This is a genomic window from Pseudomonas phytophila (assembly GCF_025643095.1).
In the GTDB taxonomy this organism is placed as follows: Bacteria; Pseudomonadota; Gammaproteobacteria; order Pseudomonadales; family Pseudomonadaceae; genus Aquipseudomonas; species Aquipseudomonas quasicaspiana.
Genome location: NZ_CP081201.1, coordinates 3,715,929 through 3,730,435, shown reverse-complemented (window position 1 = coordinate 3,730,435; position 14,507 = coordinate 3,715,929). Strand labels below are relative to the sequence as shown.

At 58.1% G+C, this 14,507-nt stretch carries 14 protein-coding genes; 7 read left to right on the top strand and 7 right to left on the bottom strand.

Annotated elements, in window-relative coordinates; translation table 11 throughout:
- Positions 1–103: 103 nt before the first annotated feature.
- Positions 104–1,132, bottom strand: coding sequence for a LacI family DNA-binding transcriptional regulator (locus K3169_RS16870; protein ID WP_263267203.1), 1,029 nt, complete (start codon positions 1,130–1,132; stop codon positions 104–106).
- A gap of 66 nt (positions 1,133–1,198) precedes the next feature.
- The gene (locus K3169_RS16865) at positions 1,199–1,387 is read right to left on the bottom strand and encodes a hypothetical protein (RefSeq protein WP_231677909.1); all 189 of its coding nucleotides are present in this window, start codon (positions 1,385–1,387) and stop codon (positions 1,199–1,201) included.
- Between the two features lie 48 nt (positions 1,388–1,435).
- On the opposite strand from K3169_RS16865, the gene K3169_RS16860 reads away from it, so the two are divergent.
- The 7 genes from K3169_RS16860 (at position 1,436) to K3169_RS16830 (ending at position 9,934) form a co-directional block, all read left to right on the top strand.
- On the top strand, positions 1,436–3,109 hold the full coding sequence (locus K3169_RS16860) for an ABC transporter substrate-binding protein (protein ID WP_231677910.1): 1,674 nt from the start codon (positions 1,436–1,438) through the stop codon (positions 3,107–3,109).
- A 170-nt stretch (positions 3,110–3,279) separates the two neighbouring features.
- The gene (locus K3169_RS16855; protein WP_027900787.1) at positions 3,280–4,233 is read left to right on the top strand and encodes an ABC transporter permease; all 954 of its coding nucleotides are present in this window, start codon (positions 3,280–3,282) and stop codon (positions 4,231–4,233) included.
- A 2-nt stretch (positions 4,234–4,235) separates the two neighbouring features.
- Positions 4,236–5,129: an ABC transporter permease gene (locus K3169_RS16850; RefSeq protein WP_027900788.1), complete on the top strand. Its 894-nt coding sequence runs from the start codon at positions 4,236–4,238 to the stop codon at positions 5,127–5,129.
- Between the two features lie 2 nt (positions 5,130–5,131).
- Positions 5,132–6,175, top strand: a complete 1,044-nt coding sequence (locus K3169_RS16845; RefSeq protein WP_122398437.1) for an ABC transporter ATP-binding protein — start codon at positions 5,132–5,134, stop codon at positions 6,173–6,175.
- Complete coding sequence (locus K3169_RS16840; RefSeq protein ID WP_263267202.1) at positions 6,172–7,179, top strand: ABC transporter ATP-binding protein; 1,008 nt, start codon at positions 6,172–6,174, stop codon at positions 7,177–7,179. Before K3169_RS16845 ends, K3169_RS16840 begins: the two co-directional genes overlap by 4 nt.
- A complete protein-coding gene (locus tag K3169_RS16835; RefSeq protein ID WP_231677912.1) occupies positions 7,176–8,357 on the top strand; it encodes an amidase in 1,182 nt (393 codons plus the stop codon). The genes K3169_RS16840 and K3169_RS16835 overlap by 4 nt, the downstream gene beginning before the upstream one ends.
- 311 nt (positions 8,358–8,668) lie before the next feature.
- Positions 8,669–9,934, top strand: coding sequence for a Zn-dependent hydrolase (locus K3169_RS16830; protein ID WP_263267201.1), 1,266 nt, complete (start codon positions 8,669–8,671; stop codon positions 9,932–9,934).
- A 147-nt stretch (positions 9,935–10,081) separates the two neighbouring features.
- Here the strand turns inward: K3169_RS16830 and K3169_RS16825 are convergent, their stop codons facing one another.
- The 5 genes from K3169_RS16825 to K3169_RS16805 form a co-directional block, all read right to left on the bottom strand.
- Positions 10,082–10,567 carry a helix-turn-helix domain-containing protein gene (locus K3169_RS16825; RefSeq protein ID WP_122704198.1) on the bottom strand — a complete coding sequence of 162 codons (486 nt, stop codon included), beginning with the start codon at positions 10,565–10,567 and terminating at the stop codon, positions 10,082–10,084.
- Between the two features lie 298 nt (positions 10,568–10,865).
- Entirely contained in the window at positions 10,866–11,477 is a 612-nt protein-coding gene (locus tag K3169_RS16820) for a membrane integrity-associated transporter subunit PqiC (protein WP_122704200.1), read from the bottom strand.
- The gene (locus K3169_RS16815; RefSeq protein WP_122704201.1) at positions 11,474–13,156 is read right to left on the bottom strand and encodes an intermembrane transport protein PqiB; all 1,683 of its coding nucleotides are present in this window, start codon (positions 13,154–13,156) and stop codon (positions 11,474–11,476) included. The genes K3169_RS16820 and K3169_RS16815 overlap by 4 nt, the downstream gene beginning before the upstream one ends.
- On the bottom strand, positions 13,149–13,763 hold the full coding sequence (locus K3169_RS16810) for a paraquat-inducible protein A (protein WP_027900796.1): 615 nt from the start codon (positions 13,761–13,763) through the stop codon (positions 13,149–13,151). The genes K3169_RS16815 and K3169_RS16810 overlap by 8 nt, the downstream gene beginning before the upstream one ends.
- Positions 13,763–14,392, bottom strand: a complete 630-nt coding sequence (locus K3169_RS16805) for a paraquat-inducible protein A (RefSeq protein ID WP_263267200.1) — start codon at positions 14,390–14,392, stop codon at positions 13,763–13,765. The genes K3169_RS16810 and K3169_RS16805 overlap by 1 nt, the downstream gene beginning before the upstream one ends.
- Between the last annotated feature and the right edge of the window lie 115 nt (positions 14,393–14,507).

Here is a 14,507-nt window from a genome sequence, read left to right as displayed (position 1 = left end):
CATTTATTGACTGACAGACCGAATCGCGGGCAAGCGCGCTCCTACAGTTAAAAAAGCATTCCAAATCATATGGTTGAATATTGTTTGATAGGCGTGTTTCAAGTCAGTATTGGGTATGCCCCTGACAACAACTACTATCCCGCACGATCAATACTGCCGGGAACCGATGCGACTGAACCGGCTCACCCGTTATGCGTTGCAGCAGGGTCTCAACCGCACGTACCCCTTGGGCATGCATGCTGGTGCTGATGCTGGTCAGTTGCAGGTGAGCAGCCAGTGGCGTGTCGTTGTAGCCGATCACGGCGATGTCCCGTCCGGCCACCAGGCCGCGGTTGCGCAGGGCACCGAACAGGCCGATGGCCAGAAAATCGTTGACGGCAAAAATCGCCGTCGGCGGTTGCGGCAGGCTCAGCAAATATTCTCCCGTACTGAAACCGACCTGGCTGTCGAACTGACCGGGGACAATGTATTTCGGCGCAATGTCGATGCCGCGCTCGCGGTAGTAGTCTACGAAGCTGGCGGTACGTTCGCTTGAGTTGCTGCTGTGCACTTCGCCGGCAATCACTGCAACGTTTGTATGGCCCTGTGCAAATAAATGCTCGGCGGCGAGGCGACCGCCCATTTCATCGTCCGAGGTCACCGAGCAATGCTGACCGCGTCGGCGGCTGACCAGTACGAAGGGCACGTGCCGTTCCGCCAGTTCCTCAAGAAATCCCGGCTCCGGGGTGCAGTGCACGTCGCTGATGATCAACCCCTCGACATTACGCGCCAACGCGCGCTCTGCCAGTTCCCGCTGGCGTTCCGGACGGTCGAAGGTGTTGGCAACAAACGAGGTGTAGCGTCGCGCGCTGGCGGTTTCGTCGATGCCTTCATAGACCGTGGCCAGCACGAGGTCGGAAAGCCTCGGAACCAGAATCGCGATCTCGCGGCTGTGCCGCGTTTTCAGGGTGCGGGCGTGGGTGTTGGGTTGGTAATCAAGGCTGGCGGCGAGGGCGCGAATGCGTTCGATGGTGTCTTTGGACGCGGCCCTGCCTGCATGGTCAAGGGTGCCGTTGAGCACTCGCGAGACCGTTGAGACATGTACGTTGAGTTGCTGGGCAATACCGCGAAGTGTGGCGGGACGTCTGTTCATGGAGTAGGCCTCGTAACGCGTATTTCGCCGACGGGTATGCGCAGCATGACCTGTGCTTCCATGAGATCAGGACAGTTGCGCCAGCATGGAGCGCTGCGTACCAAAAGATTGCATGAACTGCTGCGCAACACTACCCAAACGTTTGGGTGATATTTTCCAGTGATTTTTAATGGGTTTTAACTTACTGAAAGTAATCAGTTTTTCCTGCTCGATCGGTCTTTTACGATTTGCAGAGAAAAAAGTTGGTATGCCCATTGCGTTGCACCTGTCAGCTCTCCTTACCTGACTGATGGGAAACTCGCCATGACGCATGCTTCAGTAACCCGCGCACGTAGTTTTACCCGACTGGCACTGGCCTGCTCGGTAGCGATCGGTGCCTTGTCGCCACTGGCCGCGATGGCCGATAGCACCTTGCGGATCGCCATGACAGCAGCGGACATTCCGCTGACCCATGGCCAGCCGGATCAGGGGTATGAAGGCAACCGTTTTACCGGGATCACGATCTTTGACTCGCTGGTTGAGTGGGATCTGTCCCAGAGCGAGAAGCCCAGCGCGTTGGTGCCAGGGCTGGCTACCGAGTGGGCGGTCAATCCCGATGACCACACCAAGTGGATCTTCAAGCTGCGTCCTGGCGTGAAATTCCACGACGGCTCTGTATTCAATGCTGATGCAGTGGTCTGGAATGTCAACAAGGTGCTCGACAAGCAGGCTCCGCAGTACGCCCCCGGGCAGATTGGCGTGACCGTTTCCCGTATGCCAACCCTGCGCAGCGCGAAGAAAATCGATGACCTGACCGTCGAGCTGACGACCAGCGAGCCGGATGCCGTGCTGCCGTACAACCTGACTAACTTGTTCATGGCTTCGCCCGTGGCCTGGCAGAAAGATTTCGCGGCCGTTCCAGCCGCCACGACTGACCCGGCCGAGCGCTCCAAGCAAGCCTGGACCGCGTTCGCCAGCCATTCTTCGGGTACCGGCCCGTTCAAGATGAACCGTATGGTGCCGCGTCAGGTACTGGTGCTGGACAAGAACCCGGACTATTGGGACCCCAAGCGTGTGCCCAAGGTTGATCGCGTCGAATTGATCCCGTTACCAGAAGCCAACGCCCGCACAGCGGCGCTGTTGTCCGGTCAGGTGGACTGGATTGAAGCACCGGCACCGGACGCCATGGACCAGATCAAGAGCAAGGACTTCAAGATTTATTCCAATGCTCAGCCGCATCTGTGGCCGTGGCAGTTCTCCTTTGCACCGGGTTCGCCGTGGCTGGACAAACGCGTGCGTCAGGCTGCCAACCTGTGCCTGGACCGCAGCGAACTGAAGGCTTATCTGGGCGGCTACATGCAGGAAGCCACGGGTACCTATGAGAAAGATTCGCCGTGGTACGGCAACCCGGCATTCAAGATCAAATACGATCAGGAAGCCGCGCAGAAACTCATGACCGAGGCGGGTTACAGCAAGGCTAAGCCGATCAAGGTCAAGGTCCTCACTTCGGCGTCCGGATCGGGGCAAATGCAGCCATTGCCCATGAACGAATACATTCAGCAGAGCCTCAAGGGTTGCTACTTCGATGTGGAAATCGCCGTCACTGAGTGGAACACCCTGTTCAGTGGCTGGCGTCTGGGCGCCAAGGATCCTGCGGCGCAGGGTGCTAACGCAATCAACGTCAGCGCAGCGGTCATGGACCCGTACTTCGGTATGGTGCGCTTCGCCAGCGAGAAGGCGTTCCCGCCGGTCTCCAATAACTGGGGCTACTTCGCCAACCCGGAAGTCGAGAAGTTGATCACCACCGTGCGCAACTCTTTCGATCCGAAAGCGCTGGATGAAGCGGCTGGCAAGCTCAATGCCGCCATCGTTGATGAGGCTCCGTTCCTCTACGTGGCGCACGACGTCGGGCCACGCGCCATTTCGCCAAAAATCAAAGGCGTTGTGCCTGCGCAGAGCTGGTTCATCGACCTGACGCTGGTCTCCAAACAGGACTGAGAAGCCTGAGACCTTCAGCCGGTCCTACAGGATTGCGCAGAACCTGTGGGAGCGAGGCTTGCCCGCGATGCATGAGACGCAACTGGAAGACATACCGCGTCCTCGTTTATCGTCGGAATGCCGCCCAGACCAAGCTCTGCTCCCACATAAAAACCGTGTGAGGCGACCTTATGCTTTCCTATATCTTGCGGCGCATTTTGCTGGCGACGCCGATTTTGCTTGGCGTGGCGCTGGTGTGCTTCATGCTCGTGCAAATGGCACCCGGCGACCCGCTGGTTTCTGTGATGCCACCGGACGCGTCCGAAGCGCTGCGTATGCAGTTGATCCAGGCCTACGGGTTCGACAAACCTCTGCCGGTGCAGTTTGGCCTTTGGCTATGGCACGCCGTTCAGGGTGATTTGGGGATGTCGATTGCCAGCGGCCGTCCGGTCACTGCAGAAGTCATGGGCGCCGTGGGTTACTCCTTGCGGCTGGCGTTACTGGCAACGTTGATCGGCTTTGTCCTTGGCAGCCTGTTTGGCTTTGTGGGCGGTTATTTTCAGGACAGCTGGCTTGATCGTGTGGCATCGGCCATTTCCGCAGTGGGTGTCAGCGTGCCGCACTACTGGCTGGGCATGCTGATGGTGATCATCTTCTCATCACAACTGGGCTGGCTGCCGGCGACCGGTGGCGGACCACTGGGGCAGGCCGCATGGGCATGGGACTGGGCGCATCTGCAGTTCATGATTCTCCCGGCGATCACCTTGTCGGTCATCCCCACCGGGATCATTGCCCGCACAGTGCGGGCTCAAGTGGCGGAAACACTGTCGCAGGAGTTCATCATCGGTTTGCGTGCCAAAGGCCTGAGTGAGTGGGGCCTGTTTCGTCACGTGGTGAAAAACGCCGCGCCCACCGCCATGGCCGTCATGGGCTTGCAGATCGGCTATTTGATGGGCGGCTCGATTCTGGTGGAAACGGTGTTCGCCTGGCCCGGTACCGGCTTGCTGCTCAACTCCGCGATCTTCCAGCGTGACTTGCCCTTGCTGCAGGGCACGATCTGGGTCTTGGCGCTGTTTTTCGTGGCACTCAATCTGCTGGTGGACATCCTGCAGACGTTGCTCGATCCACGTATCAAAAGGGGCTGAGCATGAACCTGTCGATATTGCGACCGGCCGCGCCGGTCATTGCTCCCGTCGAAAGCTCGCCGGGCTACTGGAGTGAAGTGTTTGGCCGCGTGCGCCGGGATCCAGTGGCGTTATTCGTGGGCACGATCATTTTCGTGTTGCTGTTGCTGGCTGTTTTCGGGCCATGGATCGTTCCGGGGGACGCGTTTACCACGTCTATGTTCAAACGCTTGAAGCCAATCGGCACCGAAGGCTTTCCGCTGGGCACCGATGAGTTGGGCCGTGATCTGCTGTCGCGGCTGATGCTGGGCGCGCGCTTGTCGCTGTTCATGGGCATCACACCTGTGATTTTCGCCTTTTTCATCGGTGGCGCGATTGGGGTGATTGCCGGTTACTTCGGTGGCTGGCTGAACAGCCTGATCATGCGCACGGTGGATGTGTTCTACGCATTTCCCTCGGTGTTGCTGGCGATCGCTTTTTCGGGCGCCTTGGGGGCCGGGGTCAACAATGCCTTGCTGTCACTGACACTGGTGTTCGTGCCGCAAGTGGCGCGGATTGCCGAAAGTGTCACCACTCAGGTGCGCAATCGGGATTACATCGAAGCGGCACGTGCCTCGGGGGCGGGTTCATTCACGATTATTCGCACCCAGGTGCTGGGCAACGTGCTGGGACCGATTTTTGTGTTCACCACGGGGCTTATTTCGGTGTCGATGATCCTTGCTTCGGGCCTGTCGTTCCTCGGGCTGGGCGTCACGCCACCGGAGCCTGAGTGGGGCCTGATGCTGAACACCCTGCGTACTGCGATCTACACCCAGCCACTGGTTTCGGCGTTGCCGGGCGCGATGATTTTCATCACTTCGATCTCTTTCAACGTGCTCGCCGACCGTTTGCGGGCAGCCATGGCAATCAGGAGCTGACGATGACCAAGCGCGATATTGGCGGTCCAGCGCAGCCACTGCTGAAAGTGGAAAATCTGGTCAAACACTTCCCGGTCAAAGGTGCGTTGGGTAAACGCAGCGTGGTTCGTGCCGTGGATGGCATCAACTTTGTCGTCCACAAGGGCGAAACCCTTGGTGTGGTCGGTGAGTCCGGCTGCGGCAAGTCCACCACGGCTCGGCTGTTGATGCAGTTGATTGAGCACGATAGCGGCGAACTGGTCTTCGACGCCATGAGCGTCGGTGGGCTTCAATTGCCGTTGCGAGACTACCGGCGTCAGGTGCAAATGGTTTTTCAGGACAGCTATTCCTCCCTGAACCCGCGCCTGACCATGGAGCAATCCGTAGCGTTCGGCCCGTCCGTACACGGCGTTAGCCAGAAGGATTCCTTGCTTCGCGCCCGCGACCTGCTGGGCCGGGTGGGACTGGAGCCGACGCGCTTTGCCGGTCGCTATGCCCACGAGCTTTCCGGCGGGCAGCGTCAGCGGGTAAACATCGCCCGGGCACTGGCGGTGGACCCGCGTCTGGTGATCCTTGATGAAGCCGTTTCGGCGCTGGACAAATCTGTGGAGGCGCAGGTTCTGAACCTGTTGCTGGACCTCAAGGACAGCCTGCAACTGACCTACGTGTTCATCAGTCATGATTTGCACGTGGTGCGCTATTTATCCGACCGGATCATGGTCATGTACCTGGGCGAGATTGTTGAGATCGGCCCCGCAGAAGCCTTGTTCTCGGATGCCCAGCACCCGTACACCCGGGCGCTGCTGACGTCCATGCCATCCATGGATCCGGCCAGTCGAACGCTGGTATCGCCGTTGTCCGGCGATCCGCCCAGCCCGATCAATCCGCCGTCAGGCTGTCGTTTCCACACCCGCTGCCCACACGCGGAAGCGATTTGCGCGCAGACCGCTCCGGTGCTGACTGACACGGGGGACGAGCATCAGGCGGCATGCCTGATGGTCCAGCCGGGAGCAGGGCACAGCCGCAGTCCATCGGCGCAGTTGATTCACAGAGGAGCACTGGCATGAGCGAACAACCCATGGTTGCCGTGCGTGACCTCAAGGTCCGTTTCAAACGTGGAGGGCAGATGTTATCAGCGGTCAATGGCGTCAGCCTGGAAGTGGCCAAGGGTGAAGTCCTGGCGCTGATCGGTGAATCCGGTTCGGGCAAGAGCGTCACGTTGAGGGCCTTGATGCGCCTGCATTCCGAGCGCTCGACCACCATCGAGGGACAGATCGATATCGCCGGGCAGAACCTGATGAAACTGTCCCGCAGCCAATTACAAGCGTTGCGCGGCCCTGTGGCGTCAATGATTTTTCAGGAACCGTTGCTGGCGCTTGATCCGGTTTACACCATTGGCCAGCAGATCGTCGAAGCGCTGCGCCGTCATCGGCCGATGTCCAAAGCCGAAGCCCGCGCGGCGGCACTTGAGGCCTTGCGCAATGTGCGCATTCCCAGCCCCGAGCAGCGTCTCGATGCCTACCCACACGAGATGTCGGGGGGTATGCGCCAGCGGGCGATGATTGCTTTGGCGCTGGCCTGCAAACCGCAGATTTTGCTCGCGGACGAACCGACCACAGCGCTGGACGCCACCGTGCAGATACAGATTCTGATCCTGCTGCGCGAATTGCAGCAGGAACTGGGTCTTTCGATCATCTTCGTGACCCACGACATTGGTGCTGCCGTTGAGGTCGCTGACCGTGTGGCAGTGATGTATGGCGGGCGCATCGTCGAGCAGGCGCCTCTGGCCGAATTGCTTGAGAACCCCCGGCACCCTTATACCCAGGTCTTGCTCGGTACCCGTCCCAAAGATGGCCTGCGTAAAGGCGAGCGCTTGATCAGCATTCCCGGCGCGCCTCCTGATCTGGCTAATCTGCCGACAGGCTGTGCCTTCGCCCCGCGTTGCCCGCGCGCCAGTGAAATTTGCCGCAACGAAGTTCCGGCTATCGAGGACATTTTTGCTGAGCACTCCGTGAGCTGCCATCACTGGAGTCAGGCCCCCGTTCATTCCGTTTGTGAGTCCATGACATGACCGATTCTGCGTTTGCTTTCATGCCCTATCCCCACGTTGATGTACCCCGTGCGGCCAGCGGCCCGTTGGCGGGTTACACCTTTGCCGCCAAAGACCTGTTTGACGTAGCGGGTTATCCAACCGGAGGTGGCAACCCCCATGTGTTGGCCATGTCCGGGATCAAGACGCTGACTGCGCCGACCATCCAGCGCTTGCTGGACGCTGGTGCCGAACTGGTGGGCAAGGCGCACACCAATGAAATGGCTTACTCAATGAGCGGCAAAAACGCTCACTACGGCACCCCACGCAACGGCGCGGCCCATGACCGGATTCCGGGCGGCTCGTCGTCGGGGTCGGCATCGGCAGTCTCGAACAAGTTGTGTGATTTCGCCATGGGCAGTGATACAGGCGGTTCGGTTCGAACCCCGGCCAGCTACTGCGGGTTGTTCGGATTGCGCCCGAGCCATGGTCGGGTGTCGCTGGCAAACACTCAGGCGCTGTGCGAAAGCATGGACACTGCCGGGTATTTTGCCCGCGAGGCCAAGGTGTTCGGCCTGGTGGGGGAGTGCTTGCTGGGTGAGGATTCGGCGCCATTGCCGGAGGCACCGAAACTGGTGATCAGCGAGGCGTTATTCGACCTGTTGCCCAAGGCATCGCTGGATGTATTGGCTCCGGCCATCGCACACATCACCGCTTGTTGTGGACCGCTGGAAAAGCTCCACAGTGAGCTGCCCTCATTGACCGACGCCTATTGGGCGTTCCGTTACATTCAGGGGCGTGAGGCCTGGCAGGCGCAGGGTGAGTTGATTGAACGTGAAGGCCTGGCATTGGGTGCGGATGTCGCGGCACGTTTTGCCTGGTCAAAGGCGGTCACTGACGAGCAGTACAACGACGCCTGTGCGTTGCGCGAACGGTTTGCGGCGCACTGGAAAGAGCTGCTGGGTGATCGCGTATTGGTGATGCCCACCGTCCCGGATATCGCGCCTTTGCTCAGTGCCAGGGATGAAGAGATCGAAGAGACCCGGCGTATTTCCCATCACTTGCTGGCGATATCGGTGCTGTGCCGTACCCCGCAGTTGAGCATGCCGCTGACGATGAAAGACGGGGCGCCGCTGGGCATTTCATTGATGGGCCCGGTGGGCAGTGATTTGAGCCTGGTGAAGCTGGCGGTGAAGATTGCTGTGGCGCAGGGCCTGTAGCAGCCAACACTGGACCTCGGTGAGCGCTCATCAAACATGAAATAGCTAACCGGGCTGGGAATGCTTTTCTACTGTAGGAGCGCTCTTGCCCGCGATTGCATCGGGTCAGGCAACACATTTTTCGCTGACGCACCGCATCTTCTGGATGCGGCCCAGACCAGGCGCGCTCCTATAGGGCCCCGTTTGCTGAGCGACAGCGCTGTGTCAGGGCACCGGGCGATCTCTTACAGGAGTGCATTCAATTCTGCGGTTGGATGTCGTTTGAGAGATTGCAAATCAAGCCAATGCCAAAAAAAATTGGAGAAACCATCATGACCACCCCGTTCACCTCGACAACATTGCTCACTTCCAATGCTCCGCTGATCAACAGTCAGCGCCTCTGGCAATCATTGATGGATCTCGCGCAGATAGGCGCTACGGTCAAGGGCGGCGTGTGTCGGCTTGCGCTGACTGACCTTGATCGTCAGGCCCGGGATCTGTTTGTCAAATGGTGCGAGGAGGCGGGCTGTACGGTGAGCGTCGATGCCATCGGAAATATCTTCGCCCGGCGTCCCGGACGCAATCCGGATCGCGCACCAGTGATGACTGGTAGCCATATCGACACTCAGCCTACTGGCGGCAAGTTCGACGGCTGTTTTGGAGTGATGGCCGGGCTGGAAGTGATCCGCACCCTAAACGATCTGGGGCTGGAAACCGATGCACCGGTGGAAGTCGTAGTCTGGACCAACGAGGAAGGCTCGCGTTTCCCGCCGTGCATGATGGGCTCGGGGGTGTTCGCAGGCCAATTGGATCTGGCCGAGACGCTGGCCAAGCAGGATGAGCAAGGTCTGGTAGTCGGTGAAGAGCTGCAGCGGATTGGTTACGCAGGGAGCAGGGCGGTGCTCGGTCATCCGGTGGGTGCTTACTTCGAAGCACACATCGAACAGGGCCCCATTCTTGAGGATCAGGCAAAAACCATTGGCGTGGTCATGGGCTGTCTTGGGCAGAAATGGTTCGATCTGACCCTCACCGGCGTCGAGGCCCATGCGGGGCCGACGCCCATGTCTTTGCGCAAGGATGCGCTGGTCGGGGCTGCGCAGGTCGTGAGTGCGGTCAACCGCATTGCGTTGCAGAGTCAGCCTCATGCCTGTGGCACCGTCGGGTGTCTGAATATCCATCCGGGATCACGTAACGTAATCCCTGGCGAAGTGAAGATGACCATTGATTTTCGGCACCTTCAGGCTGACAAGCTGCAGTCAATGGTTGATGAGCTGCGGCAAGTGATCGAAAGCACCTGCGCCCAGCATGGCCTGAGCCATGAGCTGACACCCACGGCAGACTTTCCGCCACTGGACTTCAACAGCCTGTGTGTCGACGCTGTTCGCCAGGGAGCTGCGCAACTGGGGCTTAGCCATATGGATATCGTCAGTGGTGCGGGGCACGATGCTATTTTTATCGCCGAACTGGGACCAGCGGGGATGATCTTTGTGCCGTGCGAAGGCGGTATCAGTCACAACGAAATCGAAAACGCGACACCCGAAGATCTGGCGGCTGGCTGCGCAGTGCTGCTGCGAGCGATGGTAAGTGCTGCTCAATAATGCCGGGATGTCCATCCATTAGTGGGGCTTGCCGGACTTATGAACCGCTGACAAAGCCCCGTTAATTACTGCAGTAACTTAATTAATAGACGGATATATCTATTTGCGATAATCGTTGCAACGATAACTTCAAATGAGGGTATCTGATCAATTCAAACGCGAGGTAACGAAGATCAGGCGTAAAGTCGCCAGCGCAATGGCTTCAGCCTCGCCCTTGATGTTTTCGAGTTGGGTATTCCTGCTGTCGGCCTTGCCTGATTCACTGCTGGCGTCAGCCAGCCGACTGATTTGATACAAGTCGGTAGTGATGCCGTGCAGGTTGTTTTGCAGGCGTTCGATCAGGCTGTCCAGACGATCAGTGCCGTTCAAGCCATCGCGAGCAGGCAGGCTTGAGGACAAATCGTCGGCGCGAGACTCCCCGTTGACGAGGGGTAAACGAAGGCCGGTCACCACATAGGCCACATCGATGCCACCGTTGGCGATTCGGGATAGATAATCGGCCCTGGGGTATCGCAAGCCATTCTCGTAATTGCCTTGCGCATTTGTTTCAACACCGCCAATCGAGCCCAGCGCACTTTGTGACAGTTTGAGTCGCAGGCGTTCTTCTTTCAGACGTTGACCGATTTTAGTCATGGCGGCTTTCCGAGCAGTTATTCATGAGGATTGCCACGCCAGAGGGCGGCAACTTGTCAGGGTTGAATATGACTGATCCAGATTTACAGCAAAGATAATGAAATCAACCGGATACGACAGTCCGATGGTTTACTCCACCGAAAGAATGTTAACAATACAGCTAAACGAGACTCAAGTGGATCCAAACACGTTAATTAGTTGGCGCATAGTTTCAATCAGATGTGTTGGCGATGAACATGCATCGCAATTGATGCCATGAGCAGCGGCCCACCGGGGGGCCGCGGAGGGAGTTAGCGTATCAAGGGCAGCGTGTGCTGGTTTGTTGCGACCAGGTTGTTGCGGTTTTAGCGATGCTGTCCGCCAGTCGCGAAACTGCTCGTTGATGGGCGATAACCAGATTTTCCATGCCTTGGCCTGCCGGTTCGCGAATGATGCTGCTGCAGGTCAGGCTCTGCCGTTTCGCGTCGTTGTTGCGCAAACCCAGCGTCCAGACAACGTCAATCAGCGCGTATTGATTTAACGCTGACTCAAAGCGGCGTACATCCGTACGGAGTGACAAGACAGGTTGTGCAGCGTCCTTCGGCAAACCCGCCATGTCGCGACTGCCAAAGCGACGCTCCAGCTGGCCTGTCAGCGCATCGTGGAATTCGTCACCCAATGGCGATCCCCAACGTTCGGCGTCCAGAATCGCCAGGCTGCCATTGCCCTGACGCACCACCAGCGGCGGTTGATCGACCTGAACCGCCATCAACACCGGGAGCATTTCGAACTGAAATGGAGCCGGGCTGGTAATCGGCTGTGGATTCGAAGTCATGGGTGCAATCAGCGTGTAGTAGTGGGTAGGCGTCGAGGAGCAAGCGCTGAGTCCCAGCGCGGCTGCCAAGGCCATGAACTTCAGACGCAAACTCATTGTTGTGGCTCCAGGTCGATGGCACGAGATGATGAAGGGGCTTTGTAAGAGCCCGGCGCGGCGTCGCCAGTACGGCCACGAAGCAATGCTTCAGGATGACGACTGAGGAAGTCGGTCAGTACCCGGACCGAGCGCGCGGTGCGCTGCACCTCGTCCATGGCCTGGCCCAGTTGCTGACGTGCCGGAGAGTCTTCGGACAGCGTGTCATTCGCCGTGCCCAGTGTTTTCTTCGCCTGTTGCAGCGTGCCACGCATCTCCGGCAAGACTGTGCCGTTGACGGTTTTAAGGGTTTTCTGCAATTCACTCAGACTGCCGTTGAGATTTTTTGCCAGATCATCGAGAGGCAGTCTGCCGAGTTTCTCGACGAAGGCCTGCAACTGTTCCTGCAACTTGTCGAAGCTGCCCGGCACGGTAGGTATTTCCAGTGGGCGGTTTTTAGGATTGAACACAACCTTGGGCGCTTTCGGATCGAAATCCATCGCAATGTACAACTGCCCCGTCAGCAGGTTGCCCGTTCGGATCTGCGCACGCAGGCCCCGAGCCACAAATGCTCCGAGGATACGTGCCGATTGTTCGTCAACGTCACCGCTACCGCCCAGTTGCTGAAGTTTCTCTTGTGCAGCGCCAAGGCGTTTGGGGTAGATCACTGCACCGACCACGCCCGGAAATGTCTGGGACTCGGGGTCATAATCGAGGTCGACAGACACTACGCGACCAATGTTGACGCCCAGAAAATCTACCGGGGCATTGACAGCGAGGCCCCTGAGGGACTGGTTAAAGCGCAAACGAATATAGTTCGGCTCACCATCGGGTGGGGCGAGGGCAGAAGCCTGATCATCGAATATCTTGAACTCGGCATTTTCGTCTGCGGGTTTGGCATCAGGGCTCCAGTTAGGTTCGCGGAAGGCAATCCCGCCTGACAATATCGAAGCCATGGACTGAGTGTCGATTTTCAGGCCCGCAGTGCCCACAGTGACATCTACGCCACTGGCATTCCAGAAACGGGTATCGGTGGATATGTACTGATCATTGGGCGCGTTGATAAATATCTGAATGTCGACGCCCTTGCCGTCCTTAGACAGCTCGTAAGACACGACTTGTCCGACCTGAATGCGGCGGTAGTAAACCGGCGAGCCGATGTCCAGTGAGCCAAGGTCGTCGGTATGCAGTTTGAAACGCTTGCCTCTTTCCCCGAAGGCCACAGGTGGGGGCGTTTCAAGCCCGGTGAAGTCAGCCTTGGTTTTCTCCGACCTGCCGGCGTCAGCACCGATGAAGGCACCGGACAATAGCGTATCGACGCCCGATACGCCTTGTGCACCGATCCGTGGACGTACGACCCAGAAGTTAGTGTCTTCTCGTGTGAACGGCCCCGCAGAGTTGTTCAGCTCGATCGTTGCCAGAACATGAGTCCGGTCTTCACTGAGCTTGATATCCGTGACCATACCGATGACCACATTCTTGTACTTGACCTGGGTCTTGTTGGCATCCAGCCCCTCAGCGGTCAGGAAGCTCACAGTGATTTTGGGGCCGAGTGACATCCAGTTATTGACCGCCATGGAGATCCCGATAAGCGCGGCAACGATCGGCACCAGCCAGACCAGCGAAACACGCAGGCGCCGCCGTTTTATATCCGGGCGGCTCGGGGCCGATGAAGAAGGGGGGAGGGTATTGTCAGACATCTTCAACCTCTGCGTCCCAGATAAGCCGGGGATCGAAACTCATGGCGGCGAACATCGTCATCACCACTACCAGACCAAAAAACAGAATGCCGATTCTGGGCTCAATGGTGCTGAGCTCATTAAACTGCACAAGGGCGGCCACTAACGCCACCACCAACACGTCAAGCATCGACCAGTAGCCGATCAATTCGATAAACCGATACAGCTTTGCCCGCTCCCGCATGGCCCAGGTACTGCGACGCTGGCAAGTAATGAGCAGCAAGCCGAGGACAAAGAATTTGATGCTGGGCACCACCACGCTGGCGATGAAGATAAGCAGCGCAATATCCCACGAGCCACTTTTAAAAAATTCGATGACCCCACTCATGATGGTGTTCTGGCTGCTGTTGCCAAACATCGTGGTGTACATCACGGGCAGGGCATTGGCCGGAATATAGAAAATCAGTCCGGCAATCAAAAACGCCCAGGTACGAGCAATACTATTGGGTTTGCGGGTATGAACCGGGGATTCACAACGCGGACATTCGTGGCTGTTCTCCGGGCAAGCGTAGCCGCAGATGTGACAAAGCGTCAGGCCGTGTTCGTGGGCGAAGGGTATGCCGTTCACTAACGTGGCACTCCCGGTTCGGTCCACAGGCGACGCGTGTGCTTACCGGCGATCAGAATGATCAGCACCATCAGCATGGCCATGGCCCACAAGCCAACGCCTGCGTGTACGTCGAGCATGCCCGACAGTTTCACGATCGCGACCAGAATGCCCAGCATGCAGACTTCCAGCATGCTCCACGGCCTTAGATGTTCCAGTGCGCGCATGCACATCTTGAAGCCCGGAGCTATCTGGCCCTTTTGCGCATGGAGCAACACCCAGAACATCAGGATGATCTGCAGCATGGGGGCAAAGATGATCGAGAGGCCGGCAACCAGTGCAATCAATGTGATGCGTCCCTGGGCAAGAGCCTCCACGGACGACCACAGAGTGACCTCATTACTCAGGCCCTTCATGCTGATGCTGATTACCGGGAACAGGTTGGCAAAGACGAATAGCACTGCAGCGGCGATGGTCAATGCCAGTAATTGTTCAAGACTCAGGCGATGAGCGCGTGCCAGAACTGCACCGCAACGCGCGCAAAATGCCGTCTCGCCCTTTTGCAGGGGAACAGCATCGTACAGCGAATCGCAATGTTCGCAGATGATCAGATCGTTAGAGGGTGTGGTGTCAGCCAAGGTGGTGCTCATCTACGCCGCGGGCCGGGGAGAATAACGCAAGAGAACGAAGGGCGAGAAGATACCTTTTTGACGCGCATATGGCTCCATTTTTCAGCCGTTCCTTTTAATGGCATGAAAGATGGAC